The 26,261-nt window shown below is 62.8% G+C and carries 29 protein-coding genes; 12 read left to right on the top strand and 17 right to left on the bottom strand.

Going from position 1 to position 26,261, the window contains the following annotated elements; translation table 11 throughout:
* Positions 1 to 70: 70 nt before the first annotated feature.
* The 9 genes from ACEN42_RS28030 to ACEN42_RS28070 all read right to left on the bottom strand — a co-directional run bounded on the left by ACEN42_RS28030 (position 71) and on the right by ACEN42_RS28070 (position 8,199).
* Positions 71 to 943, bottom strand: coding sequence for an oxaloacetate decarboxylase (locus ACEN42_RS28030; protein ID WP_371883776.1), 873 nt, complete (start codon positions 941 to 943; stop codon positions 71 to 73).
* Between the two features lie 16 nt (positions 944 to 959).
* Positions 960 to 1,577 carry a 3-isopropylmalate dehydratase small subunit gene (gene leuD / locus ACEN42_RS28035; protein ID WP_371883777.1) on the bottom strand — a complete coding sequence of 206 codons (618 nt, stop codon included), beginning with the start codon at positions 1,575 to 1,577 and terminating at the stop codon, positions 960 to 962.
* A complete protein-coding gene (leuC, locus tag ACEN42_RS28040; protein WP_371883778.1) occupies positions 1,574 to 2,980 on the bottom strand; it encodes a 3-isopropylmalate dehydratase large subunit in 1,407 nt (468 codons plus the stop codon). The genes leuD and leuC overlap by 4 nt, the downstream gene beginning before the upstream one ends.
* Before the next feature lie 2 nt (positions 2,981 to 2,982).
* Positions 2,983 to 3,759, bottom strand: coding sequence for an ABC transporter permease (locus tag ACEN42_RS28045; protein ID WP_238288875.1), 777 nt, complete (start codon positions 3,757 to 3,759; stop codon positions 2,983 to 2,985).
* Positions 3,756 to 4,514 carry an ABC transporter permease gene (locus tag ACEN42_RS28050; RefSeq protein ID WP_371883779.1) on the bottom strand — a complete coding sequence of 253 codons (759 nt, stop codon included), beginning with the start codon at positions 4,512 to 4,514 and terminating at the stop codon, positions 3,756 to 3,758. Before ACEN42_RS28050 ends, ACEN42_RS28045 begins: the two co-directional genes overlap by 4 nt.
* The gene (locus ACEN42_RS28055) at positions 4,511 to 5,371 is read right to left on the bottom strand and encodes an ABC transporter ATP-binding protein (protein WP_238211285.1); all 861 of its coding nucleotides are present in this window, start codon (positions 5,369 to 5,371) and stop codon (positions 4,511 to 4,513) included. The genes ACEN42_RS28050 and ACEN42_RS28055 overlap by 4 nt, the downstream gene beginning before the upstream one ends.
* 7 nt (positions 5,372 to 5,378) lie before the next feature.
* On the bottom strand, positions 5,379 to 6,329 hold the full coding sequence (locus ACEN42_RS28060; RefSeq protein ID WP_371883780.1) for an ABC transporter substrate-binding protein: 951 nt from the start codon (positions 6,327 to 6,329) through the stop codon (positions 5,379 to 5,381).
* 240 nt (positions 6,330 to 6,569) lie between these two features.
* Positions 6,570 to 7,274: a GntR family transcriptional regulator gene (locus ACEN42_RS28065; protein ID WP_187604130.1), complete on the bottom strand. Its 705-nt coding sequence runs from the start codon at positions 7,272 to 7,274 to the stop codon at positions 6,570 to 6,572.
* Between the two features lie 49 nt (positions 7,275 to 7,323).
* Entirely contained in the window at positions 7,324 to 8,199 is an 876-nt protein-coding gene (locus ACEN42_RS28070) for a LysR family transcriptional regulator (protein WP_371883781.1), read from the bottom strand.
* Positions 8,200 to 8,322: 123 nt separating this feature from the next.
* Here ACEN42_RS28070 and ACEN42_RS28075 point away from each other — a divergent pair, with 123 nt between their 5' ends.
* Positions 8,323 to 9,123 carry a glutaredoxin domain-containing protein gene (locus ACEN42_RS28075; protein WP_371883782.1) on the top strand — a complete coding sequence of 267 codons (801 nt, stop codon included), beginning with the start codon at positions 8,323 to 8,325 and terminating at the stop codon, positions 9,121 to 9,123.
* A gap of 206 nt (positions 9,124 to 9,329) precedes the next feature.
* Positions 9,330 to 10,025: a GntR family transcriptional regulator gene (locus ACEN42_RS28080; RefSeq protein ID WP_371883783.1), complete on the top strand. Its 696-nt coding sequence runs from the start codon at positions 9,330 to 9,332 to the stop codon at positions 10,023 to 10,025.
* Here the strand turns inward: ACEN42_RS28080 and ACEN42_RS28085 are convergent, their stop codons facing one another.
* Positions 10,026 to 10,520, bottom strand: a complete 495-nt coding sequence (locus ACEN42_RS28085) for a universal stress protein (protein WP_371883784.1) — start codon at positions 10,518 to 10,520, stop codon at positions 10,026 to 10,028. It lies immediately after the preceding gene.
* Positions 10,517 to 10,666 (bottom strand): hypothetical protein, encoded by a 150-nt coding sequence (locus ACEN42_RS28090; protein ID WP_371883785.1) that lies wholly within the window; start codon positions 10,664 to 10,666, stop codon positions 10,517 to 10,519. Before ACEN42_RS28090 ends, ACEN42_RS28085 begins: the two co-directional genes overlap by 4 nt.
* A 12-nt stretch (positions 10,667 to 10,678) precedes the next feature.
* Here ACEN42_RS28090 and ACEN42_RS28095 point away from each other — a divergent pair, with 12 nt between their 5' ends.
* The 5 genes from ACEN42_RS28095 (at position 10,679) to ACEN42_RS28115 (ending at position 14,793) form a co-directional block, all read left to right on the top strand.
* Positions 10,679 to 11,947 carry a LysR family transcriptional regulator gene (locus ACEN42_RS28095; RefSeq protein ID WP_371883786.1) on the top strand — a complete coding sequence of 423 codons (1,269 nt, stop codon included), beginning with the start codon at positions 10,679 to 10,681 and terminating at the stop codon, positions 11,945 to 11,947.
* 82 nt (positions 11,948 to 12,029) lie between these two features.
* The gene (locus ACEN42_RS28100) at positions 12,030 to 12,695 is read left to right on the top strand and encodes an O-methyltransferase (protein ID WP_238288862.1); all 666 of its coding nucleotides are present in this window, start codon (positions 12,030 to 12,032) and stop codon (positions 12,693 to 12,695) included.
* Positions 12,696 to 12,802: 107 nt separating this feature from the next.
* A complete protein-coding gene (locus ACEN42_RS28105; protein WP_371883787.1) occupies positions 12,803 to 13,444 on the top strand; it encodes an anti-sigma factor in 642 nt (213 codons plus the stop codon).
* Entirely contained in the window at positions 13,445 to 13,963 is a 519-nt protein-coding gene (locus ACEN42_RS28110) for an RNA polymerase sigma factor (RefSeq protein WP_371883788.1), read from the top strand.
* The gene (locus tag ACEN42_RS28115; RefSeq protein WP_371883789.1) at positions 13,960 to 14,793 is read left to right on the top strand and encodes an anti-sigma factor; all 834 of its coding nucleotides are present in this window, start codon (positions 13,960 to 13,962) and stop codon (positions 14,791 to 14,793) included. Before ACEN42_RS28110 ends, ACEN42_RS28115 begins: the two co-directional genes overlap by 4 nt.
* A 4-nt stretch (positions 14,794 to 14,797) precedes the next feature.
* Here ACEN42_RS28115 and ACEN42_RS28120 read toward each other — a convergent pair whose 3' ends face one another.
* Entirely contained in the window at positions 14,798 to 16,375 is a 1,578-nt protein-coding gene (locus ACEN42_RS28120; RefSeq protein ID WP_371883790.1) for a SulP family inorganic anion transporter, read from the bottom strand.
* An 84-nt stretch (positions 16,376 to 16,459) separates the two neighbouring features.
* Entirely contained in the window at positions 16,460 to 17,107 is a 648-nt protein-coding gene (locus ACEN42_RS28125; protein WP_371883791.1) for a carbonic anhydrase, read from the bottom strand.
* A 226-nt stretch (positions 17,108 to 17,333) separates the two neighbouring features.
* Between ACEN42_RS28125 and ACEN42_RS28130 the strand changes: the two genes are divergently transcribed.
* Positions 17,334 to 18,161 (top strand): alpha/beta fold hydrolase, encoded by an 828-nt coding sequence (locus ACEN42_RS28130; protein WP_371883792.1) that lies wholly within the window; start codon positions 17,334 to 17,336, stop codon positions 18,159 to 18,161.
* Positions 18,162 to 18,181: 20 nt separating this feature from the next.
* Here ACEN42_RS28130 and ACEN42_RS28135 read toward each other — a convergent pair whose 3' ends face one another.
* Entirely contained in the window at positions 18,182 to 18,937 is a 756-nt protein-coding gene (locus ACEN42_RS28135) for a FadR/GntR family transcriptional regulator (RefSeq protein ID WP_187604120.1), read from the bottom strand.
* 567 nt (positions 18,938 to 19,504) lie between these two features.
* Here ACEN42_RS28135 and ACEN42_RS28140 point away from each other — a divergent pair.
* A complete protein-coding gene (locus tag ACEN42_RS28140) occupies positions 19,505 to 19,927 on the top strand; it encodes a hypothetical protein (protein WP_371883793.1) in 423 nt (140 codons plus the stop codon).
* 30 nt (positions 19,928 to 19,957) lie between these two features.
* Here ACEN42_RS28140 and ACEN42_RS28145 read toward each other — a convergent pair whose 3' ends face one another.
* Positions 19,958 to 20,212, bottom strand: a complete 255-nt coding sequence (locus tag ACEN42_RS28145; protein WP_371883794.1) for a hypothetical protein — start codon at positions 20,210 to 20,212, stop codon at positions 19,958 to 19,960.
* 151 nt (positions 20,213 to 20,363) lie between these two features.
* Between ACEN42_RS28145 and ACEN42_RS28150 the strand changes: the two genes are divergently transcribed.
* Positions 20,364 to 23,048: an excinuclease ABC subunit A gene (locus ACEN42_RS28150; RefSeq protein ID WP_371883795.1), complete on the top strand. Its 2,685-nt coding sequence runs from the start codon at positions 20,364 to 20,366 to the stop codon at positions 23,046 to 23,048.
* On the opposite strand, the gene ACEN42_RS28155 is transcribed toward ACEN42_RS28150, so the two are convergent.
* Positions 23,028 to 23,567: an HD domain-containing protein gene (locus tag ACEN42_RS28155; protein ID WP_371883796.1), complete on the bottom strand. Its 540-nt coding sequence runs from the start codon at positions 23,565 to 23,567 to the stop codon at positions 23,028 to 23,030. The genes ACEN42_RS28150 and ACEN42_RS28155 overlap by 21 nt on opposite strands.
* Before the next feature lie 60 nt (positions 23,568 to 23,627).
* A complete protein-coding gene (locus tag ACEN42_RS28160; RefSeq protein WP_371883797.1) occupies positions 23,628 to 24,344 on the bottom strand; it encodes a YdcF family protein in 717 nt (238 codons plus the stop codon).
* 412 nt (positions 24,345 to 24,756) lie between these two features.
* On the opposite strand from ACEN42_RS28160, the gene ACEN42_RS28165 reads away from it, so the two are divergent.
* Both ACEN42_RS28165 and ACEN42_RS28170 read left to right on the top strand, forming a co-directional pair.
* Entirely contained in the window at positions 24,757 to 25,008 is a 252-nt protein-coding gene (locus ACEN42_RS28165) for an acyl carrier protein (protein ID WP_187604115.1), read from the top strand.
* Entirely contained in the window at positions 25,005 to 26,258 is a 1,254-nt protein-coding gene (locus ACEN42_RS28170) for an acyl-CoA dehydrogenase family protein (RefSeq protein ID WP_035504018.1), read from the top strand. The genes ACEN42_RS28165 and ACEN42_RS28170 overlap by 4 nt, the downstream gene beginning before the upstream one ends.
* The last annotated feature ends 3 nt before the right edge of the window (positions 26,259 to 26,261 follow it).

Here is a 26,261-nt window from a genome sequence, read left to right on the forward strand (position 1 = left end):
GACGCTTGCTGCGCTTACGAAGTCTTTACTTGACTATCGACACCCTCTCGCGCGACGACACATCGCGTCCTTATTGGCCGCCGAAGCGCTTTTCGACATCCACCGCTTTATCGAGCCCGACGAAGCGGTTGTACTCGTCGAACGGCGTCAGACGATCGGCGATGGCATCCGTCGAGCCTTCCCGCATGAACACCTCGAGCATGTCCTTCACCGCCTTGTGCATCGCGAGCATCGGCTCGATGGGGCTCAACGTGTAATCGAAGCCCATTTCGTAGGCCTCGTTCATCGACACATAAGGGCTCTTTCCGGTGCGTGCCTGATTGAAGAGAATCGGCTTGCCGAGCGGCTTCAAACGGCGCGTAAGTTCGCGCATATGCTCGATGCTTTCGGGCGCATCGGCATAGAGCCCGTCCGCGCCCGCTTGCGCATAGGCTTCGAGCCGCGCGATGGCGTCCTCGATACCCGTGACTGCGATCGCATCCGTGCGCGCCACGATAAAGAAATCCGGATCGCGCCGAGCTTCGATCATCGCGCGCAGTTTGAGCACCATCTCTTCCTTCGACACGAGCTGCTTGCCTGCATAGTGCCCGCACTTCTTCGGCAGCGCCTGATCTTCCAGATGCAGCACCGATGCGCCCGCTTCTTCCCAGAGACGCATCGTGCGCTGCACGTCGAGGATGCCGCCGTAGCCCGTGTCGGCATCCGCGAAGATCGGCACCGAGGTCACGCGGCATATGCGGCGAATATGCTCAAACATCTCCGTCTGCGACAGCACGCCGACATCGGGCTGTCCCGCGACGACACCCGACGCGACGAAGCCCGATACATAGATGGACTTCGCGCCCGCCTGCTCGGCGAGCATCGCGGTGATGGCGTCATGCGCGCCCATGCAAACGAATGGACCTTCCTTGAACAACTCGCGAAAGCGTGCGGAACGGGTCAAGATGAGTCTCCGGAAGTCAGGCAAGATAAGCCCAGCCGCGCGCCTTGCGATCGTCGGCGCGAAATTGCGCGATCTGTTCGCTCATGCGTCGCGTCTGGTCGATTTCATCCAGTCCTTCGAGCAGCGCCGCGCGTGGCGCTTCGTCGAACTCGAAGCGAATCGGATCGATTCCAGGTGCGCGTATTTCGAGCGCGCGCAAATCGACTTCGACATTCGCTCCATCGCGCGAAGCCGTCGCGATACGCTCGATAACTTCTGCATCGAGCCGCACTGCCAGCAAGCCGTTCTGCAGGCAGTTGCTATAGAAGATATCGCCGAACGATGGCGCGATCACGCAGCGAATGCCCGCTTCCTCCAGCGCCCATACGGCCATTTCGCGCGAGCTGCCGCAACCGAAGTTCTTTCCGCCGAGCATCGTGCACGCATGACGAAACGCCGGCTGATTCAACACGAAGTCTTCGCGCTCGCCGCTTTCCGGTCCATTGCCGCGATAGCGCAAGGTCTCCAGCAGACAAGGTCCGAGCTGACCGCGCTTCAGTTGCGAAATGCGTTCGATGCGAATGATGAGATCCGTATCGACGTTATCGCGCAGGAGCGGCGCGGCCGGACCGATGATCGTCGTAACGGCTTTCATCGCGATGCTCCCGTTTCCGGCGCGGCGATATGCCCTGCGATCGCGCTTGCCGCCGCGACAGCGGGACTCGCCAGATGCGTGCGCGCACCCGGTCCCTGCCTGCCGATGAAATTGCGATTCGACGTCGATACGCAACGCTCGCCACGCCCGACGACATCGCCATTCGCACCGACGCACATCGAGCAGCCCGGCTCGCGCCATTCGAAACCCGCCGCGCGAAAGATATCGTCGAGGCCTTCTTCATGCGCCTGACGTGCGACCGTGAGCGAACCCGGCACGACCCACGCCTTCACGTTGCCCGCCACATGACGACCATCGACGATACGCGCGGCCGTGCGCAAATCCTCGATGCGGCTGTTCGTGCACGAGCCGATGAACACGCGATCCACGGCGAGTTCATCGAGATGCTGTCCCGCACGGACGCCCATATAGTCGATCGCGTTCTGCGCGGCCTGTCGACGCGATTCGTCCGCGAGCGACGCCGGATCGGGAATCGTGTCGTCGAGCGCGATCACATGCTCGGGGCTCGTGCCCCACGTAACCTGCACGCGTATCGCGGAAGCATCGACGATCACTTCGCGATCGAAGTGCGCGCCCTCATCCGTCGCGAGCGCTTTCCAGTCCGCGAGCGCGGCATCGAACTGCGCGCCGCGCGGTGCATATGGTTTGTCTCGCAGATACGCGAAGGTCGTCTCGTCGGGCGCGATCAGCCCGAACTTGGCGCCCAGTTCGATGCTCAGGTTGCACAGCGTGAGGCGTCCTTCCATCGACAGGTCTTCGATCGCATCGCCTGCATATTCGACCGCATACCCGGTGCCGCCCGCCGCGCCGATCCTGCCGATCACATACAGGATCATGTCTTTCGCGCTCACGCCTTCGCGCACGCGGCCGTCGAAGCGCACGCGCATCGTCTTCGGCCGCTTCTGGCGAATGGTTTGCGTCGCAAGCACATGCACCACTTCCGTCGAACCGATGCCGAATGCGAGCGCGCCCATTGCGCCGTGCGTACAGGTGTGGCTGTCCGCGCACACGATCGACGTGCCCGGCAGCGACAGCCCGAGTTCCGGCCCGATCACATGCACGATGCCTTGCCGGCCATCGTTGCCGATATCGAAGATGGGAATCGCATGATGCGTCATTTGTGTGCGCATCGCGTCGACCATTTCGGTGCTCCAGTCGGCGTCGCCTGCACTTCGGCCCGGCATAGTCGAGATCACATGATCCAGCGTTGCGAACGTCAGTGCGGGACTGTCCACTTGCAGACCGCGCCGTTCGAGCACGCGAACCGCTTCGACGCCCGTAAGCTCGTGCATCAGATGTCGATCCACTTGCAGAAGATCGATGCCGCCGGCGAGATGCGCGATCGCGTGACTGTCCCACAGCTTGTCGAAGAGCGTTTTCATGATCAGTCGCTATGCGTGAGATGGCGCTGCCAGGCGAGGAACAGCATGTTGACGAGCGTCGCGAACACGAAGAGCATCAGCGCGAGCGCCATGATGGTGCTGGTTTCGTTGCGGTTCATCGCGATCATCAGCAAGCGTCCGATGCCGCTTTGAGAAGCGAACATCTCGCCGATCAGCGTGCCGAGCAGCGTCAACGAAAAGCCAATGCGCAAGCCTGAAACCACTTCCGGCACGCACGCGGGGAGCAGCACGTGACGCGCGAAATCGCCCGGGCTCATGCGATAAGTTCTGGCCGCGCGCGCGTAGATCGGAGGCATGTTGCGCACCGCGTTCATCGTGAAGAGCGTGATCGGCACGATGCCATGCATCACGCCGAAGACGATCTTCGCCCACAACCCGAGGCCGCACGCGAGCAGCACGACGGGATAGAGCGTGACCTTGGGGATCGAGTAGAAGCCCATCATCAGCGGTTCCATCACGTCGCCGGCCATGCGCCGCGCGCCGAGCAGCAAGCCGAGACATACGCCCGCGATAGCCGATATCGCGAACGCCGATGCGAACGCGAGCGAGGTCACATAAAGACTCGCCGGGAAATCCGCATCGCTCACGATATGCACCGCGCGCTGCACGGTATGCAGGGGCGTGGTCAGCACATCGGGCCCGAGCACTTCGCTCAGGATCTGCCATAGCGCGACGAGCACGACGATCAGCACGAGCGCATCGGTCCAGCGCTGCGCGTGCCGCGTTCTCGTGCCGTGCGTGATGACGACGGTGCTCATGCCGCCTCCCTTCTGATGCGCCGGTACAGACGCCTTTCGGCCTGGCGCAGCAAGCCGTTGATCGTCGTGACGAAGACCAGCATCAGGACCATGAGACCGTACATCGTCGGATTGTCGAATGCGTTGTATGCGAACGCGATCTGATAGCCGAAGCCCGATCCCGACAACACGAACTCGCCCGCGACGACCGCGATGAACGCATACACCACGGTCAGCTTGATGCCCGTGAAGACGAACGGCAGGCTCGCGGGCAACGTGATCAGGCGAATCTCGTCGAGCGTGCTGAGACGGCATACGCGCGCGGTGCGCAGCAGTACGCGCGGCACACGTTCGAGGCCGTTGAGCGTGTTCACGGCCATCGCGACGACCGCGAACAGAAAGCCGATGCCGATGAGCGGCCATCGATTCAGCCCGAAGATCACGATGAGAATCGGATACAGCACGAACACGGGCACCGCATAGTACGAAAGCAGCAAGGGATCGAGCACACGGCGCAGTCGCGGCAAACGGTAGAGCAGCACGCCGCCGACGAATCCGACTATCACGGCCAGCGCCACTGCGGCCAGCGCGCTGCCGAGTGTCTGCACGATATCGACCGTGAATTGCCCGGACGTCAGAATGTCCCACGCGCTCACCGCCATGCGTGAAGACGGAATGAACGATACGGGGTTGATCCACGCAAGCCGCGTGGCGATTTCCAATAGCGCGATCAGCCCGACGACGAGTCCGATGCGCCAGCGCGCCGCCTCGTTCACGGCTGGCTCCCGAGCGCTTTCAACGCTTCGTCGCGCAGCAGACCCCACACTTGCGCCGTGAGTTCGCCGAAGCGCGCATCGAGTGCGATCTTGCTGTCGCGCAGACGCGGCCAGCCTGTTTCGATCGTCGCGATGAAACGGCCCGGACACGCCGACATCACGCCGATGCGATCCGACAGCAGCACGGCTTCATCGATCGAATGCGTGATGAGCATCACGGTCGCGCCGGTATCGCGCCAGAGCTTCAGCGTTTCATCGCCCATCAGGAGACGCGTTTGCTGATCGAGCGCGCCGAAGGGTTCGTCGAGCAGCATGAGACGCGGACGCACGACCATCGCGCGCGCAATGCAGACACGCTGACGCATGCCGCCCGAAAGCTGCGCCGGATACGCGCGTGCAAAGGACTTCAGGCCCATGAACGACAACGCGTGATCCACTCGCTCGCGCACTTCGTTTTCCGCCACGCCGGCGCGGCGCGCGGCGAACGCGGCATTGTCGAACACGTTGAGCCACGGAAAGCTCGCGTCTTCCTGAAACACGACCGCGACGCCGTCTGGCACTTCGCGTCCCACCGGTTGCCCTTCGAACTCGACCGTGCCGCCGCTCGCCGGATTCAGACCCGCGAGCACGTCCAGCAAGGTGGACTTGCCGCATCCCGAAGGGCCCACGACCGAAAAGAATTCGCCCGCGCGCAATTCGAGACTCACGGGCCCGAGCGCATGAAACGGCGGCTTGCCCGCGATGCCGGGATAGATGCGCGTGACATCGGTGAGTCGCGCCTGCACGCGCTCCGTATCCTGCGCGGCGGGATCGCGCGATACGACCGATATCTTCGTGCGACGTGACAACACGCTCATCGCGGCCTCACTTCTTCGTTTGCAGATCGGCGGGAAGCAGCGATTCGTCGACGATCTTCGACCAGTCGAACGGACCTTCCGGAATCGCCTTCACCAGTATCAATCCCTTCAGCACTTCGTCCATGCCCTTGCGATCGAAGCTGCCTTCGCTCCAGTACTTCGGATCGGACTCCAGCACGTTGTTCAGCGCGGAAGCCGCCACCGCCGGATCCATCTTGTACTGCTTCGCCAGAATCTGCGCGGACTCGTCGCGATGCGCGGCCATGTATTGCACAGCCTTGCGGCGCGCCTTGATGATCCCCTTGATCACTTCGGGATGCGTCTTCAGGTAATCGGTTCGCACGATGCCGACCGTCTGCGTTTCATTGGGCACGATATCGGTCGAACGAAACGCGATGCGCAACTGATCCTTCTTCGCGCTGTACGAAGGCTCCGTCATGTAAGCGACATCGACCGCGCCCTGCTGCAATGACGTGAGCATGCCGCTCGAACTGCCGACGGGCTTGCGCTGCACTTGCCCCGTCAATCCTGCACGATCGAGCGCGATCGTGACGATGGTATCGGTCGTCGATTTCGGACTGCTATAGCCGATCGTCTTGCCTTTCATCTGCTGGATGCCGGTGATCGTGCCGTCCTTCTTTTCGACCCAGACGAGATCGGCGAGGCTTTGCACGCCGCCATGCACGATGGTCAGATCGACGCCCTGCTTCACCGCGGAGATCGCCGCGGGCAATGCGACTTCGCCATAAGGAATCTCGGAGGCCATCGCGTTGCGCACCGTGGTGCCGCCGCCTTCCGACGTGATGAAGCCCGACACGTCCACGCCTTCTTCCTTGAAGAAGCCCTTCTCCATCGCGACCGCGAAGGGCACGCCGTACATGCCGTCGCCCCAGTGCGTGACGGTGAGCGGCGCGGCGCGCACGCTGGCGCCGCAAACGCAGGCGGCGGCGAAAGACATGAGACAGGCACCGCGCGCGAAGCTCCCGATTTTTTCAAGCGCAAACATGTAGGGTCTCCATCCATGATCGGCGGTCTCGCAGCGTGCTCGGCGCATGCGGCCGCACTGTGGTTTTACGGACCTGCTCTGGACGTGCTGCTTGCCAAATAACCGTGCAAGTTAATGTATGCATTAAACGCGCGAAAGTCCAGACTCGCCGAGGGCGTACATACCCTCGTCGCATCGGGCGCAACTCTTGTATCAGGCTTGCTGGATGCCGTATTGCTGCAGCACGTTGGTCTGGTCGCGCCAGCCGCGCTCGCGGTGAGCGCGATACAGCTCGCTCGCTTTCGCTGCATCGCCGCAACGCATCGCGTCGATGATGTCGTAATGCTCTTGTATCGACTTCGACGGCTGGGGATGCGCCTTCACCATCTGCGTGAAGCGGCGCACGCGATGCACCTGATCGCGGCAATTCATGACGATGCCGTGAAGCCGCGCATTGCCGCTCAACGCGATGAGCGTCTCGTGAAAGACCTCGTCCGCCGCCGCCCACGCAAGCATGTCGCCGCGTTCGAGTGCGGCGGTCATGGCCTCGCATGAGTGAACGAGCGGCGCGAGCTCTATGTCCTTTCTCGACGCGACGAGCGCCGCCGCCGTCGATTCCAGGCTGATCAGCACCTGATAGATGTGTTTGATATCGGAGATGGACGTCGGCACGATGCGAATGCCGTGACGCGGCACGATCTGCACGAGGCCTTCGCCTTGCAGACGCAGCGCTGCCTCGCGAATCGGCGTGCGGCTGAAGCCGAGCATCAACCCCAGTTCCTGTTCCAGCAGATACGAACCGGGCGTCAGTTCGCTTTCGATGATCCGCCGGCGCAGTTCGCGATAAGCAAGCTCGGTCGTGTTGCGTCTCGCGGGTCTCGCGCTCTCGATGGATTTGTCGTTCAATGAAGCGGCCATGCCTGAGCTCCCCGATCAATCTCCGTCTTGCGCCGATGGTAACACCGCGTCAAACGCTGGTGAGATGCGCGACGAGCTTGCGGCATGCCTCGGGCAACGCATCGAGCGAACGCACGCCGATCAGCAATTCGCGCGCGGCCCATGCGTCCGTCAATGCGACGACGGCGAGCGCGTGTTGCTTCGCCACTGCTTCGGGCATCACGCCGAGACCCAATCCCGCTTCGATCATCAGACATTGCGCGTCATAGCTCGACACCTGAATGCGCACGCGCACCGGGCGTCCGAGTTCGTTCGCCGCGCGCGTGAGGCACTGACTGATCGCGGTATCGGCCGGCAATGCGACGAACTCTTCATCGAGCGAATCGGTGAACGCAATCGAGCGTGCCTGCGCCAAAGCATGCCCCGGCGGTGTCGCGAGCACGAGGTTGTCGGTGCGATACGGAATCGCGTGAATCGCATGACCGTGAGGGACGGACGTGAACACGCCGATATCCGCCGCATTGTCCGCGACTGCGCGCACCACTTGCGCGCTCGGCTTTTCATCGAGCACGATGCGCACGTTCGGATGGCGCGCCGCGAACGATTGAATGTCGCGTGGCAGAAACTGGACGATCGACGATATGTTCGCGGCAATGCGCACGATGCCGCTCGTGCCGCTCGCGAAGTCGCGCATCTGAATGGCGATGTCGTCGAATTGATGCAATGCACGATGCGCGAGCGCCGCAAGCCGTTCGCCCGCTTCGGTCGGCTCGACGCCTTTATTCGTGCGGCGCAATAACGGCACGCCGAACATGGCCTCGATCTCGCTGATGCGTCTGCTCACCGCCGCGGCCGCGATATGTTCGCGCTGAGCGGCTGCGGCGATCGTGCCAGCATCGACGACGGCGAGGAACAGTCTCAGCGAAAGCGGATCGATCGGCGGCATGGAAGGCGGCTTCTCTCGTAAGACACGTCCGCAGTGTACTTAAAGAACGCTTGCCATCGCAGACGGCGATGACGGCATGACGAAGCATAGCTTTGCCACATAACCCGGCGCGCGGAAAATGCCTTGAATCAGGCACTCGCGAGGGGAACCGTCATGCAGGAAGCCGCCGCCGCAACCCGAATCCGCGTGTTCTGGCAACCGGGATGTTCGTCGTGCCTGCGCACGAAGGAATTCCTTGCACGCCAGGGCATCGAGTTTGAATCAATCGACGTGCACAACGATCCCGAGGGCCGCGCCGCGCTCGCGGCGCTCGGCGCGCGCAGCGTGCCCGTGGTCGCGTTGGGATCGAAATACACGCTATGCCAGTCGATCAACGATGTGATCCGCTTCCTCGATCTCAAGACCACGCCGACGCCGCCCTTGCCGCCCGCCGAGCTCGTCGCCAAACTCGCGCATGTGCTCGAATCCAATGCGCGCTACACGCGTCAATTCGGCGCCGATTATTTTCGCAAGCCTTTTCGCAATCGCAATCGCACGCCCGCCGGTCTGACGTTCCATGTGTTTCGCGTGGCCGAAATGGGCGTTCAGGCGGCGCATCAGATCGAGTTGCGCTTCGAAGGCTTCGACGATCAGCCGCCGGATGAATGGCAGGCGGAAGATATCGCGCGCTGGGGCGAAAGCGTGCGGGAGAAGCTTCTCGACTGGTGGGCGAATGAATCCGACCGCACGCTCTCGTATGACGTGCCGACCTACTACGGCCGCCGCTCGATGCACGAAGTGCTCGAACGCACCGCATGGCATAGCGCGCAACACACGCGGCAAGTCATGCTGATGCTGGAGAGCGACGGCGTGACGATCGATCGTCCCTTGACGGCGGACGACCTCGGGGGCTTGCCGCTGCCGGAAGAAGTCTGGGACAAGTGATCGATCCTCTGTCGGTCGCACGGCAGGCGCGCAAGTCCGTTCAAGCCGCCCTTCATCGGGGCGGCTTCTTTTTAACGTGCGCTAACGTATACGTTGAGCAATACGCCGAATTTCTTTTCATATAATGAAGGCATTCCATCCGCCTGCGTCTGGCCCGGCGGATATATCGTCCGTGCATCGACGGCAACGTTTTCGGAATGCCCATCATGGCTCCAGCCCCGACCGCCGAAGCGATTACCAGAACGCGCGAGAAATCGACCGACACGGTTTATCAGGCGCTGCGCGAAAAGATCCTCAGCAACGAACTGCGCCCCGGCACGCAGATGCTCGAACAGGAACTCGTACAGTTGTTCGGCGTGAGCCGTACGCCGGTGCGTGAAGCGCTCATTCGTCTACAGAACGAACATCTCGTGCAGATCGTTCCGCGCCACGGCGTGCGCGTGCGCAATGTGTCGATGACGGATATCGAAGAAGTCTTTCAGGTGCAGACGAGTCTCGAAGCGACAGCGGCTTCGACCGTCGCCGCGCGCAAACCGGGCGCGCGAGAACTGAAAGCGCTGGAGAAAGCGTGCACGGAAATGGAGCGCGCCTTCGCGAAGAACGATCGCGAAGCATGGTCGGCGGCGCGTGAAGCGTTCTACGCGCGGCTCGTCGAAATGAGCGATAACCCGCGACTCACGCAGATCGTCGGCGAGTGCTCGGATCAGGTGCGCCGCGTGCGCGAACTGACGCTACGGCTGATCGATCCCGACGAATCGCAAGCGCGCGATCTGCACGCGATCATTGACGCGCTGCGGCAGGGCGATGTGTCGGCGGCGCAAGCGCTTTGTCGCGAGAATCGCGCGCGCAATCTCCAGATGCAAATCGAAGCGCTGCAACGCTTCCGGATTCTGGACGTCTGATCACGAAGCGTGCAAGGCCGTATCGCGCAAGGCGATCACCGGCGCCTTCCGCGCGACGCCTGTAGTTGCGATCAACACCTCTCGATTCGTATGCCGGCACACCACATTGCGCACGTGGTTCACGCTCCAGTTCAAGAGGCCGGGCTTTCTTGCGCCGAGCACGATGAGGTCCGCATCGAGGCGCTCGGCTTCATCGGCGATCACGCGCCCGATGCGGCGGCCGTCTTCGGGCAGCGTGCGCGTTTGCCAGTCCGCTTCGATGCCCGCGCGCGCAAGCATCTTTTCGCTATTGCGGCGAATCACGAGCGCGAGCTGATTGACGAGCGCGGGCATGTCGCAAAGACATTCCATCTGCCAGCCCGCCCAAGACGGAACCGATTCGATCACATGCAGCACGGTCAGACGCGCGTTGTTTTCACGCGAGCGTGCAATGGCGGCCGACAAGGCGGCTTCGCTGAAGCTCGGTCCCACGGCGACGAGAATATGCTGGTTCATGGCGCAACCCTCCGATCATTGGACAGCGCCGTTTGCGGCGGCTGTCGTTTATTCATGACGTCATGATCGGCGCCGACAATTAGCGCAAACTGAGCGCGCGCTTCGGAAGGCGTTACGATGCGATAAATCAAACTGATGGCATCCATTTACCTTTCATCATGGACAATCGCGAACTGCTCAACCTCGCGTACCTGCGCGCGTTCCGTCTCGTCGCGCAGACGGGCAGCGCCACGCGCGCCGCCGCTGCACTATTTCGCGCGCAATCGGCGGTTACGCGTTCGTTGCAGGAGCTCGAAGCGGCCGTCGGCGAGACCTTGCTGGAGCGCCGTCCGTCGGGCATGCTGCCTACCCCTGCCGGGCGCGCCGTGCTGTTGCGCTGCCAGCGCATCTTCGCGGAACTGGAAGAGCTGGCGCAATGGTGCGCGACGCGACAGTCGCGCCGCCGAACCGCGTCGGACGGCACGCTTCCCGCCTTTCTGCTTAACACGCGGCGGCTGCAATTGTTCTCCGCGCTCGCGCGCCATCGTCATATGCCGAGCGCGGCGCAGACCCTGGGCCTCAGTCAGCCGGCCGTCAGCAGCGCGATCCGCATCATGGAGACGGGCGCGGGGATGCAACTGTTCTATCGCAGCCCGCGCGGACTGCTGCTCACGAGCGAAGGCGAAACGTTCGTCCTGCACGTGCGCCGCGCGTTGAACGAATTGCGCCATATCCCCGATGATCTCGCGGCATTGCGCGGCACGATTCAGGGCTATGTCACGGTCGGCGCGCTGCCGCTCGGCAGAACGCTGATCTTGCCGGGCGCCATCGCGCGCGTCGCCGCGCAATATCCGGGCGTGCGCATCGTGACCGACGAAAGCGCCTACGAAACACTCGTCGCGGGACTGCGCTCGGGCGATATCGATTTCGTGCTCGGCGCATTGCGCCAGAACGATGCGTCGAGCGGTCTCGTCAATGAGCGCATGATGTCGGAAGACATTGTCGTACTCGCGCGTCGCGGGCATCCGCTCGCGAGTGAGAGCGGATTGACGCTCAAGGATCTGATCGCCGCGCAATGGATCCTGCCGCGCAGTCAGGCGCCCGCGCGCGGGATGTTCGAAGCGCAGTTCAAGCGAGGGAAGCTGAAGCCGCCGATGCCGACCGTCGAGACCGCCGACCTCGCGGTCATTCGCGGCCTTTTGATGCATACGGATATGCTCGCCGCCGTATCCGCTCAGCAGTTGCACTACGAATGCGAATTGGGGCAACTCGTGGTGATGGACATTCCTCTGCACAACACGCGGCGCGAAATCGGACTCACGATGCGCGCGGGCGGCACGCCATCGCCGGCGGCACGCGCGTTGATCGATGCGATCCGCCTGACCGTCGATCAGCTCGGGCATGAACTGCGCCGCGAATCGCCCCGCATCGTCAGGACCGTCGGCTGATAGCCGGGCTATCTAAATCGTTTATCGCGATAACATTTTATGGTGCCGTTAGCGCGATCACTGCAACGAACAGGGAGAAGCAATGAACGAGCAGCAATGGATTGCGATGGACGAGTACCTGTGCGACCGGACGCAAACGCCGGACGAAGCGCTCGACGCGGCGCTCAAGTCCAGCGTCGAAGCGGGACTACCCGCGATCAACGTCGCGCCGAATCAGGGCAAGCTGCTGCAAATGCTCGCCCGTCTGCGCGGCGCGCGCCGCATTCTCGAACTCGGCACGCTCGGCGGATATAGCACGATCTGGCTCGCGCGTGCCTTGCCCGCCGATGGCACGTTGCTCACGCTCGAAGCCGTCGAGCATCATGCGGACGTCGCGCGAAAGAATATCGAACGCGCGGGTTTGTCGGGCGTGGTGTCGATCTTCGTGGGCGATGCCGCCGATACTCTGGAAGGCTTCGTGCGCGATGGCATCCCGCCTTTCGATTTCATCTTTCTCGATGCCGACAAACAGAGCTATCCCACGTATCTGCAACTCGTGTTGCGTCTGAGCCGCCCGGGCACCGTGATCGTCGCGGACAACGTGATTCGTCAGGGTCGCGTCGCGGATGCGGGCAGCAGCGACCCCGACGTGATCGGCGTGCGCGCATTCCTGGATATGCTCGCCGCGGATGCGCACGTCTCCTCTACCGCAATTCAGACGGTCGGCAGCAAGGGATGGGACGGATTCTCGCTTTCGATCGTGTCGTGATCGGCGGCTTCGGCAATCCGCTGGCAAATATTCCAGGCAACCGATGGAATAAAACGCTCGTTTAGAAGGTTAGCGCATCGAGAGCCCAAAAAAATCGATGCGCCAACATGGACGAGCCGATTACCGAACCAGACATTCAAGCCTTCGCGAACGGCGTGCTGTCGTCCGCGAGGGCGGCGCGCGTCGGCCGATATCTCGGCGCGCGGCCGGAGAATCGGCGCTTGCAACGTGCCATCGATCGCGCCGCATCGCACGATGCCACGCGCACGAGAAGCGTCGTGCGCCACGCATTCGTCGCCTTGTGCATCGCTATGGCCGTCGCCGGCTGGTGCGCTGCAACGCACGTCTCTGCGGATATGCTCGATGCCGTCGCCGTGATGGCCTTGATGGAGACTTCGAACCAGCGCGGCACGAATGTGCGTCCGCTCGTGTCGCACGATCCGCACTTCATAGAACTTACGCCTGTCGGCCTCGAACTGATCGCGACCCGGACGCGGCGCGGCGGCAAGTTCGCGCATATCGACGAATACGATTATCGCAACGTGGAAGGCGAGAGCGTCGTTCTTCTGATCGCGTCCGCGCCATTCACGAGCGATGCGCCGCACTGGAGCGCGCGGCGCGTCGGCGAAATCCGCCTGCTGACATGGGTTATCGGCGGCACGCGCTATGTGCTCGCGGGACAAGCGGGCACGCGCGGTGTCATGCGCGCCGCCGACGCCTTGACGCTCGCGACGCGAGAGGCGGAATAAATGGATATCCGCGACGACTTGACGGAACACCTCCCGAGACTGCGCCGCTATGCGCGCGCGTTGCTGAACAATCGGGAGCTCGCGGACGATCTCGTGCAGGATACGATCGAGCGCGCCTTGTCGCGCGCGCAAGGATTCGAAGCGGGCACCGATCTGCGCGCATGGCTTTTCACGATCATGCACAACGTATTCGTGAATCAGGTAAGCAAGGCGTCGGCGCGTGCGATTCACGTATCCGTCGACGATGAAGACTTGAGCGAGCGCGAGTTCTCGACACCGGGCGGCCAGATCCGCTCGCTCGAAGTGCGCGATCTCGACTACGCCTTGCAGCGTCTGCCCGCCGAACAACGTGAAGTCGTTCTCCTCGTCGGGCTGGAAGAAATGAGCTATGCGGAGGTGGCGGTCGCGCTCGATATTCCCATCGGCACCGTGATGTCGCGCCTGTCGCGCGGACGCGAACGCCTGCGCGCGTTGATGGCCGGCACGCAACCCAGTGCGAAGTTGAAGGTGGTGCGATGAACGACCAACAGACTCCGATCAGCGAAGAAGATCTGCACGCTTACGTCGATGGTGCGCTTTCGGCCGCACGCCGCGAACAGGTCGAGCGCGCCATCGAACTGAATCCCGCTCTGGCCGCGCGCGTGAGCGATTACTTCTCGCTCAATAACATGTTCCATGAGCGCTACGATCGCGTGCTCAACGAACCCATCCCCGCGCGTTTGCGCACGCTGAAGAAAGCGCGCTGGCTCGGCGCGGCGAACTGGCCGCGATTCGCGGGTATGGCGGCGGCGCTCGTCGCAGGCATCGGCATTGGCATCGGCACGAACATGGGCCGCGATGCGCTGTCGCTGCCGGGCACGAGCGCATCGAGTGCATCGAATACGCGCGACGTGAGCGCCGAAGGCATGGAAGCGATGGCGCGTCAGGCCGCGCTCGCACATGTCGTGTACATGCCCGCCGTCGATCGTCCCGACGATATCGGCAAGGACCGCGAGCAGGACTTCGTTCAGTACCTGTCGAACAAACTCGGCACCGACGTGCATCCGCCGCTGCTCACGAAAAGCGGCTTCGAACTGATGGGCGGACGCATTCTGCCCGGCGACAACGGCCCGACCGCGCAATTCATGTATCGCGACGCCAAAGGCGAACGTGTGACGCTCTGCATCGCGCGTCGCAAGACAAGCACGAACACCACTGCGTTCAAGCTGTATCGGGACGGGCCCGTGAACGTGTTCTACTGGATCGATGGCGATTTCGGTTACGCGGTATCGGGCGGCATCGATCGCAAGGTGATGCTCGAACTCGCCCACGATGTGTACGCGCAACTGACGCCATCGACGCCCGGTTGATCGCTTACTCGGAAGGGATCTCTTGCCTGCTCAGACCGGGCCATCTGCCGCGCATCGCAGCCATGCCCGTTTGCGATGACGCAGGCGGCAGTTTTCTGCATTCGACATGCATGCCGCGCGCAGACGCAGCCGTCACGAACTTGTCGATTTCCTCGCGCACGTCGGGATCGACATAGTCCGCGCGCGATGCATCGAAGATCACGGTCGCGCCATCGGGAATGGTGCGCAGATGATGCTTCAGCGTGACCTTGCCGAGAAACGAAACGTCCTTGCGGAACGACACCAGGTAATGATCGTCGTGCTGCGTCATCGTGATCGGGCGCTTGAGGTTCGCGCGGATCGCGAGCAGGAGACTGCACCCGATGCCGAGCAGAATGCCCATCAGCAGGTCCGTCAGCAGCACGCCGGCAATCGTCACGATGAACGGCGCAAAGCGTTCGATGCCCTGCTTCGCGACGGCCGCGAACAACGAAGGCTTGGCGAGCTTCAGGCCTGTGAAGATCAGGATCGCCGCGAGACAGGCAAGCGGAATCAGGTTGATCACGCTCGTCAACGCGAACACGCTCACGAGCAAAAGCGCGCCATGCACGAACGACGACCAGCGCGTCTGCGCGCCCGCATGCACGTTCGCCGAACTGCGCACGATGACCGACGTGATCGGCAACGCGCCGATCGCACCGGCCATCATGTTGCCGATGCCTTGCGCTTTCAGCTCACGATCGGGATGCGCCGTGCGCTTCTTCGGATCGAGTTGCTCGACGGCTTCGAGACTCAGCAACGTTTCGAGACTCGCAACGATGGCGAGCGTGAAGGCGAGCCGCCATACATCGGGATTCACGAACTGCGAGAAGTTCGGCAACGCGAGCGCATGGGTGAACGCGGCGAACGATTCGAGCGACGGCAACGCGACGCGATGTTGCGCGGGCGGTGCGAAACCCGGCGCGAACAGGTCGAGCAACATCGTCGCGCCGATGCCGAACGCGACCACCGCGAGCGGCGCGGGCACTGCGCGCACGAGCGCGAAGCGGCGCATCGCGCGCGTTTCCCAGCTTGCGAGCATCGCGAGCGATACGACGGCGACGATGCACGCCGCCGCGGAGACAGGACCGAAAGGCGTACCGAGCATGCCGGGCCCGCTCGCGGACGGCGCGCCTTCATTGGCGAAGCCCGCGGCGAGCGGAAGCTGCTTGATGACGAGCAGCAGGCCGATCGCGGCGAGCATCCCCTTGATGACCGACGAAGGCACATAGGCCGCGAAGCGCCCCGCCTTCAACATGCCGAAGCCGAACTGGATCGCGCCCGAGAGCAGCACGGCGAGCAGGAACGCGGAGAAGCTGCCGAGCCCGGCGATGCCATCGACGACGATCACGATCAGGCCCGCAGCCGGACCGCTCACGCTCAGTTGCGAGCCGCTCAGCAATGCCACGACGAGTCCGCCGATGATGCCCGACAGCAGCCCGGCGAAAGGCTCGACGCCGGATGCATTGGCAATGCCGAGGCATAGCGGCATCGCGACCAGAAACACGACAGTGCCCGCGAACATGTCGCGCGGGAAAGTGGCGATACGGTTACCAGAGTTCATGATTTTTCTTGGAACGAGTTGGGGCCTGCGAACGTCGCGAAAGCGACATCGCATCGTCAGGCGATCGATTGGAAAAGAGCGGGCTTAGGCGGCCCGCAGCGATGTGGCCTGCGCGTGCGCAGTGGCCCGCGTTTCGCCTTCGTCCGCATAGCCGGACGCGAGGACGTTGATGAGGCCGTCGTGAAGGCCGAAGATCCAGCCGTGAACGAGCGGTGGCTCGTCTCGCTCGAAAACGATTGCGTGCTGCCGCAAGAGACGCACTTGTTCGAGCACGTTCAGCTCGGCGAGGCGGTTCGCGCGCGCATCGAGTTCATCGAATGCATCGAGCTCGTGCCGATGCCGCTCCCCCAATGCGCACAGCGGCGCGATCCGGCGATTCACGTGCGGCAAGTCGCTCGACTGCGGCAGGAGCGAGGCGCGCACGCCGCCGCATCCGTAATGCCCGCATACGATCACGTGATCGACTTTCAGCACGCGCACCGCGTATTCCAGCACGCTCATCGTGTTGTCATCCGAGGCAGAGAACAGGTTCGCGATGTTGCGATGAACGAACAGATCGCCAGGATTGGCGTTCGTCACCGTCTCGGCCGGCACGCGGCTATCCGCGCAGCCGATCCACAATACCTTCGGGCTTTGGCCCTGCGCGAGACGGGGGAAGAATTGCGCATCGGCGTGCGCGGTCTCGTGTGCCCAGGCAATGTTTTCCAACAACATTCGTTTCGGTCGATTCATGCATTTCTCTCCAGAACGGGCGCGTCTTTGGTGCATGACGCAAAGAATCGAAAAGGGCCGCATCTACGTTGCAGTGCAGCGAGTTCCTTACGAATAACTTTCGCAGAAAAAGTTCAGCGGCGTCCAGAGAAAAAAATATGACGATATGAATCCCGCGTTTTGTTCAGCGCTTCGGCGCGCGACGTCTGATAACCTTGAGCGCTTCAGATTCAGCTTTCGCGAACACATGACCGATTCAGCAGCAAGCATCGACACGACACGTTTCATCGAATGCAACGGCGGCGCTTATCCAGTATGGATCGAGCATCAATGGTTGAATCCGGAACGCGTCGATGCGCCCATCGCGTTGTTCCTGCATGAAGGGCTGGGCTCGATCGCGCTATGGAAAGGCTGGCCGCAGCAGCTTTGCGATCGCCTGAATTGCCGGGGTCTCGTGTATTCCAGGCCCGGTTACGGGCGCTCCACTCCACGTCGATCCGGCGAACAATGGCCGGTCGAGTTTCTGCATCGGCAGGCGCAAGAGGTGTTGCCCGCATTCCTCGATGCACTCGGCGTCGGCATTGAAGAACGCTCGCGCATGTGGCTCATCGGGCATAGCGATGGCGGCACGATCGCCCTTCTTTACGCAAGCGCGTTTCCCGAAGCGCTCGCCGGTCTCGCCGTCATGGCGCCGCATTTGTTCGTGGAACCGATGACGGTCGAAGGCATCGAAAAAGCGCGCAGCACGTATGAAACGACATCGTTCAGAGACAAGCTTCAGGCTTATCACGACGATGTCGATTCAGCCTTCTACGGATGGAACGATGCGTGGCTTAATCCCGCGTTTCTGCAGTGGGATATCACGGAAGAGTTATCGTCGATCAGGCGGCCGTTGCTCGCCATTCAAGGTTATGACGACGAATATGCGTCGATGCTGCAAATCGATAAGATCAAGACGGCTGTCGATCACGCGCAACTCGTCAAGCTGACGCAGTGCCGGCATTCACCGCATCGCGATGCGACCGATGAAGTGAACGATGCGATCGCCGCTTTCGTGCGCGCGCATCGAGGTTGAAGCAGCATCGGCCGCGCGAGTCAACCCGCGTCCTGCGCCTTCGCCGACGCCTCCTGCGCCCGCCTCAACCGCTCGCGGCTATTCGACAAATGCATGCGCATCGCCGCGCGCGCCGCTTCGGGATCGCGACGCTCGATCGCATCGTAAATATCTTCGTGCTCGCGATTCACGCGATCGAGATACCCGGCGGGATCGTTGTGTGCCAGCGCCGCCGAATTCACGCGCGTGCGCGGGATAATGGTGTTGCCAAGCTGGCTCAGGATGCTGTGGAAGTAGCGGTTGCCCGTGGCCTTCGCGAGTTCGAGATGAAACGCGACGTCCGCGGCGACGGCGTTGCCCTCGCCCGCTTCGATGAGCCGCTCGAAGTCGTCGAGCGCGCGACGCATCTGCGCGAGATTTTCATCCGTGCGGCGCATGGCGGCGAGACCCGCCGCCTCCGCTTCGAGGCTGATGCGCAATTCGAGAATCGCCATCACATCGCGCACGGTGAGATCGCCCGCGGCCTCGATCTGAAAACGGTCCTGATCGCTCGCTTCAAGCACGAAGGTGCCGATGCCGTGCCGCGTCTGCACGAGCCGCCCCGCCTGAAGCCGCGAGATGGACTCGCGCACGACCGTGCGGCTCACGCCGAGCTGCGCCATGATTTCCGATTCAGTCGGCAGCTTGTCGCCGGGTTGAAGCGCGCCGCTCCGAATCCGTTCCGACAACTCGGCGACGACTTCCTCGGTGAGGTTGCGGGAGCGGCGAAGCGCGCCGGACGCGAGGGCTTGGGACATTGAAAGACCGGTCTTTGTGTGCTCGATGGGTCATTATAGGGCGCGCGCCACAGCTTGTACGATGACTATTGACTCGCGCTGCATCGCTGCGAGAAGCACTAGACGCAGGACTCGCTTTAATGGGAAGCGAATGCCGATTCGCACGGCGCGCATTCGACGCCGCGCCGGCCATGATGGAAAACCCCATCAAAATCATGCGATTAGGGCCAAAACAAAGCGTTGATAAACCGTCTGTTGCGGCGTAAAGTTCAAGTACCGCATGAAGTGAAATCGCGCCAGCTCGGCGGCATCAGCCGCGCGCCGGCGGCGCGATCGTTTTGAAACAAGGCTCGCGAATCCATGCCGCATCCGTTGGATTCGCCATCATCTCGCGCAGTCGCGAGCCTGATACAGCGGATCACCGGCTCGTCGCCGCGCGTGTCTATGCGTTACACCACGCGCCTTGCGTCTCTCGCGCGTCTCGCTCATCGATCAGGCGAAAGCCGGTGCACATCCGTATTCACAATCGCAGATTTCGCGGCGATACTGATGCGCGGCATCGAGGTTGGCAGGCAAGGAGACGAGCAAATGATGCGTGAAGTAATCGGAGCGTTCCACGGCTCCCGTAAGCTGGATGAAGCACTTGAAGACTTGCGCGCGGAAGGCATCGCGGCCGATCGCGTGCGCGTGGCGAGCATGAGCGGTTTCGCCGATTTCCACGCTTCGCAGATACAGAGCAACAACGCGCAGACGCAGTGGATCGCGGCGGAATACGCGGGGCACGGGGAGCATCTGGGCGTGGTCGACACGCATGACTACCCGTACGGGCTGGACGCTTCGAGCGACGACATCCTTCCCTCGTTCGGCGCGGATGGCGGCGACGCGGACCTCGCTTGCAGCATCACACGCGTGATCGTAAGCATTCGCGACGAAGCGGAGATGCGCGCCGTGTGCGACATCTTCTCTCGCCTCGGCACCGACGATATCGACGTGGAAGGCGCCGCGGCCTGATCCGCGACGCGCGAGGCTCACATCGTCGCGTCACTGCGTCGGCGTCGTCGCGGGCTTCGCTTTCTTCTTGTGCTTGAAGTGATAGCCGCCCTGGTGCGTGCTGCCGGCCGCGGACGTATTGTCCCCGCCGACGGTCGGCCCGGCCGTCGCCGCTCCGTGGGCGTTGCCGCCGCCCGAACCGCCATTGCCATTGCCGCCGCCTGACTGCGCCATCGCCGCGCCCGTCACGCCTATCGTTGCGCCCGCCGTCAGCGCGATCAAAACCCTCAATCCAGTCGTCCTCATTTTTCCCTCGTCGATCAGGTTCATCACCGGTCGGCGCGCATTTCGCATTCAAGATGCGTAACGCAAAATGCCATCTGGTATATGGCATGCTGCATGCTCGCCCTTTGACTTCCATTGCCGCACACGGCCATCAAATTCGCCCTCGTTACTCATGGATTTCCGAAAAACCACTCGCAAGTCAGCCGAACGCGACGAAGCCGCATCTGCATCGAGAGCAGGTTTCGTGCGCGTTCGCGGCGCGCGTGAGCACAACCTGAAAAGTGTCGATGTCGACGTGCCGCGCGATGCGCTCGTCGTCTTCACCGGTGTGTCGGGTTCCGGTAAATCGTCGCTTGCATTCGGTACGCTTTACGCCGAAGCGCAGCGGCGCTATTTCGAATCGGTCGCGCCGTATGCGCGGCGGCTCATCGAACAGGTCGGCGTGCCGCAGGTGGACTCGATCGAGGGCTTGCCGCCCGCCGTCGCCCTTCAGCAGCAGCGCGGCTCACCGAATGCGCGCTCGTCGGTCGGCAGCGTGACGACGCTGTCGAGCCTCGTGCGCATGCTGTATTCGCGCACCGGCAGCTATCCGCCGAAGCAGCCGATGCTCTACGCGGAAGACTTTTCGCCGAACACGGTCCAGGGCGCGTGCCCCGTGTGTCACGGCCTCGGGCGCGTCTACGAAGTCACGGAAAAGTCGATGGTGCCCGACGACTCGCTCACGATCCGCGAGCGCGCCGTCGCAGCGTGGCCGCCCGCGTGGCACGGCCAGAATCTGCGGGACATTCTCGTCACCCTCGGCTACGACGTCGACACACCGTGGCGCGACCTGCCGAAGAAGGACCGCGACTGGATTCTCTTCACCGAAGAGCAGCCGACCGTGCCGGTGTATGCCGGCCTCACGCCGAAAGAGACGCAGGCCGCCCTGAAGCGCGGCGCCGAGCCCAGCTATCAGGGCACCTTCACCGGCGCGCGCCGCTACGTGCTGCATACCTTCGCGCACACGCAAAGCGCGCTCATGAAAAAGCGTGTGTCGCGCTTCATGGTCGGCAGCGATTGCCACACGTGCCACGGCAAGCGGCTCAAGAAGGAAGCGCTGTCGGTGACGTTCGCGGGGCTCGACATCGCCGAATTCGCGCGGCTTCCGCTGAGCCGTCTCGCCGATCTGCTCGCACCCATCGCACGCGGAGAGTGGCCTTCGCACGACGACGCGCCGAGTCCCGCGCTCGCGAAGAAAGACCGGATCGCGGCGACGGCGAAGCGGGTTGCCGCAGGCGGCTCCGCGCACAAGGCCGCGCCCGACGTGCGCCGCACGGCCAATCTCTCCGACGAGAAACGCGCCGCCGCCGAACGCATCGCCACCGACTTGCTGGAGCGGCTCGGCACGCTCATCGATCTCGGCCTGGGCTATCTGTCGCTCGATCGCGCGACGCCCACGCTCTCCTCTGGCGAACTGCAGCGCTTGCGGCTCGCGACTCAACTCGCATCGCAACTCTTCGGCGTCGTGTACGTGCTCGATGAACCGTCCGCGGGCCTGCATCCCGCCGACAATGAAGCACTCTTTGCCGCATTGCAGCGCCTGAAGGCCGCGGGCAATTCGCTCTTCGTCATCGAACACGATCTGAACACGATGCGACGCGCGGACTGGCTCGTCGATGTCGGTCCAGCCGCGGGCGAACAGGGCGGGCATGTGCTCTATAGCGGACCGCCCGAAGGCCTCGCATCGATCGAGGCATCGCAGACGCGCAAGCATCTCTTCGCGCCGGCACAAACGATCGAGCGCACGGCGCGCGAGCCGCGCGGCTGGCTGCGGCTCGAAGGCATCACGCGCAACAATCTGCATGGCATCGACGCCGCTTTTCCGCTCGGCGCCTTTACGACCGTCACCGGCATTTCAGGCTCGGGCAAGTCGAGCCTCGTGAGTCAGGCGTTGCCGGAACTCATCGCGGAGCGACTCGGACGCGCACTCGACGAAGCCAGCGAAGACGAGCAGGACCCGCTCTTCGCTCAAGCGGACACATCGGCTGGCGGACGCATCGTCGAAGGCATGGAGACGATCCGCCGTCTCGTGCGCGTCGATCAGAAGCCGATCGGCCGCACGCCGCGCTCGAACCTCGCGACGTATACGGGTCTCTTCGATCACGTACGCAAGCTGTTCGCCGACACGCCCGCCGCGCGCAAGCGCCGCTATGGCGCGGGGCGTTTCTCGTTCAACGTCGCGCAAGGGCGCTGCCCGACATGCGAGGGCGAAGGCTTCGTGAGCGTCGAGCTGCTGTTCCTGCCGAGCGTCTATACGTCGTGCGCGACCTGTCACGGCTCGCGTTACAACCCGCAAACGCTGGAGATCACATGGCGCGACAAGAACATCGCGGATGTGCTCGACATGACCGTCGATAGCGCATGCGAGTTCTTCGCCGATGAACCGAACGTGATGCGCGCGCTCGCCGTGCTGCGCGACATCGGCCTCGGTTATCTGCGGCTCGGGCAACCCGCGACGGAACTCTCCGGCGGCGAGGCGCAGCGCATCAAGCTCGCGACGGAATTGCAGCGCGCGCATCGTGGCGACACGCTCTATATCCTCGACGAACCGACGACCGGCCTGCACCCTGCCGACGTCGACCGGCTGATGGCGCAACTGCAAGGCCTCGTCGATGCGGGCAACACGGTGGTCGTCGTGGAGCACGACATGCGCGTCGCCTCGTTCTCCGACTGGGTCATCGATATCGGTCCGGGTGCGGGCGAGGATGGCGGCCGGATCGTCGTGACGGGCACGCCGCAACGCATCGCCGACCATGCCGCGAGCCGCACGGCGCGTTATCTGACGGAAGCGCTTGGTTCAGGCGAGCGCGTGCCCTGAAGCCACGCCTTTGCGATACGTCTCGTCGAACGCGGCTTCGAGTCCGGCGTGCGCGCCGCGCAAACCATCGACGACACGCCTGGCCCACTCGAAATACTCGCGCTTTCTTTCCTCGTTCCAGTTCGCAGGCGGCATGGCGAGAATATCGCGCAGATTGCAAATCTTGTCCGCGAGCTTCACGAGCTGCGCGGCATGACTGATATGCGCCGCATGTTCGATCTGCAGGCGCTTTCTCTCGGCCTTCGGCAAGGACTTGTCGTCCGTCACTTCTGCGACGATGCGCGCGACTTCCGCGCCGAACCATTGCACGAGTTCGTCGTGCGATGTGTCCGTATCCTCGATCGTGTCGTGCAGAACGGCGGCGAGCAGCACGCGTTCGTCGTCGATGCCGCCTTCATTGGCGAGCACGTTGGCAAGCGCGATCGGATGGTTGATATACGGCGACGCCTCCGCGTCCTTGCGGCGCTGATTGCGATGTTTGTCCGCGGCAAATGCGATGGCCCGGATCAGTTGATTCATTGGATGGTCTCCTGTGCGGCGGATAAGGAAAGTATATGCGCCGCGCGAACGCCCTCCATGTCAATACAGCCCGATCCATCGCCACACGTAAAAGCGCGCGATGCCGACCAGTTCATGCAACGCGCTGTTCGAATCGAACCATCCTTTGCGGCGCGGCAGCCACCATGTCAATGCCGGACGGATGTACGCAACCGCGGGCTGCGGATGCAGATCGAACGCATCGAACGCGAGCATCGCACGGCGCATATGAAGCGACGACGTAATCAGCACCGACGTATCGTATTGCCGCGCACGTAGTATTTTCTCGGTATTGCGCGCGTTCTCGTAGGTGTCCAGACTCTGGTTTTCGAGGATCAGATCCTTTCGCGCCACGCCGGCGTCGAGCAGCAGAACGCCATACACATCCGCTTCGCTTTGCTCGTGATGCTGCGGGTTGCCCCCGCTCACGATGACGTAGCACGCCTTCTCCATCTCCTCGCAGCGCTTGTAGAGCGATGCCGCGAGATCGATGCGCGTTGTCGCATCGCCCTTAGGCACCAGACGCCGCTCGCGATCGTACGACGTCCCACCGCCGAGCACGACGATCGCCATGCGAGGGCCGAAGCTCGGGTCTTTCATCGACGCATACGTGTCGTTCGCGAGCCGCACGAGCGGCCCGGGAAGCACACTGCCGAGCAACCAGAACACGATAACCGCAACGAGCAGGATCGCACTGCGCCGCCTTTTCCAGACGACGAAAAGCGCAACGAATATCGCCAGCAAAGAGATCAGTACCAATTACCTCACCCCGTTCCTTGTTTTTCAAAAAGCTTTCGGGCGCGCATAGTTTTTGCAGCGTTCTCAATCGACTATGCGCAGTAGTTACCTGCTCACCGTACATGCGCGGCTGGCGTCGAGTTTGAATTATTGCACCGGACAGAGACATGCTCGTTATCGCACAGAGCGCCGATTTGTCTTCGAAGCCCTCCGTGCGCCATCGCACGGACGCATATGGCCGCAAATTCGTTAAATACGATCAAACAAAATTCATAAGAAGACAGTGCGTGCGAGGGCGCTCGTGGAATCGTCTTCACGAGACATAACAACACCGCTGCCGATTCGCCCCGGAGTTAGCGACATTCGATAAGAACTCATCGTCGCAATCCGGATTTATTGCGCCGATGGCCGGGTACAAGGGAAAACACAGAAAATGAAAACTGAATTGCGTCGCATCCTCGCCGAGTCCGCTCGCCTCGACGTGCCTATCGACACGCTTGCCGACAACGACGATCTCTACGCCGCCGGTCTCTCATCGCTCGCCACGGTCCACGTGATGCTGGCGATCGAAGACGAATTCGGCATCGAGATTCCCGATAACATGCTCACGCGCCGGCTCTTCTCGAGCGTCGATTCGCTCGCATCGGCCGTCGACGGACTGCGTCGTTCGAAGGCGGCCGCATGAACGCGCCGGCTCAGGAGCTTGAAATCGCCGAGCTCGCGCAAAGCGCGAGCGCGCGCAGCGAAAGCGAGTTGATCGAAGCCGCGAAGCGCGTGGCGGCCGTCGCGGCAAAGCACGCCGATGCGGTCGATCGCGAAGCGCGCTTTCCCGCCGAAGCCGTTGCTGCGATGCGGGAAGAGCGCCTCTTCTCCGCGATGATCCCGAAGATGTACGGCGGCGACGGCCTCACGCTGACCAGCGTCGCGCGTTTGTGCGAGGCCCTGGCGCAAGGCTGCGCGTCCTCCGCGATGATCTATGCGATGCATCAGAGCCAGGTCGTGTGCATCGTCGATCACGGCGCGAATGTGCCCTGGCAGCGCGACTTCCTTGCGCGCATGGTCAGCGAGCAGTTGCTGCTCGCATCGGCGACCTCGGAAGAGAACATCGGCGGCAACATGCGCACGAGCGCATGCGCGGTCGATCTCGTCGACAACGCATTCAGCATCGAGAAGCTCGCGCCGACCATCTCGTACGGCAAGTATTCCGACTGCATTCTCGTGACGGCGCGCCGTCATCCGGATGCGCCGCCCTCCGATCAGGTGCTGATCGTCGCGCCGCGAGATACGTTCACGCTGGAGCAGCGCGGCACGTGGGACACGCTCGGCATGCGCGGGACGTGCAGCGAAGGACATCGGCTCGTCGCGAGCGGTATCGCGGAACAGATCCTGCCGGCGCCGTTCTCGCGCATCGCCGACGAAAGCATGCTGCCCGTGTCGCATACCTTGTGGTCGTCGGTATGGTGCGGCATCGCGAGCGACGCGGCCAATCGCGCGCATCAGTTCTTCCGCAATCAGGCGCGCGGCAAGCCCGCATTGCCGCCATCGGCCGCGCGGCTTTCGCAAGTGCTCACGCTCATCAAGATGATGCAGGCGCGTCTGCGCGAATCGCTCGCCAATGTCGAAGCGGCTCAGGCCGAGCGCGCGCTGCGCAAGGCAAGCCAGAGCAACGACGACGACGCGCCGCTCACCGCGTCGATCGGCATCAATGCCGACCTGAACATGCTCAAGCTGGCGATTTCGCAATCGGCGGTGCACGTCGTGCAGGAAACGCTGATGATCTGCGGCATGGCGGGCTACAAGAACGACACGCCGTTCAGCGTGGGGCGCCATCTGCGCGATCTGCACTCGGCGCCGCTCATGATCAGCAACGATCGCATCGAATTGAACACGGCGAATCTGCTGCTTGCGCAGCGCGCCGCAACGGGGACCCTTTGACGA

Source organism: Caballeronia sp. S22 (assembly GCF_964261745.1).
Taxonomy (GTDB): Bacteria; Pseudomonadota; Gammaproteobacteria; order Burkholderiales; family Burkholderiaceae; genus Caballeronia; species Caballeronia jiangsuensis.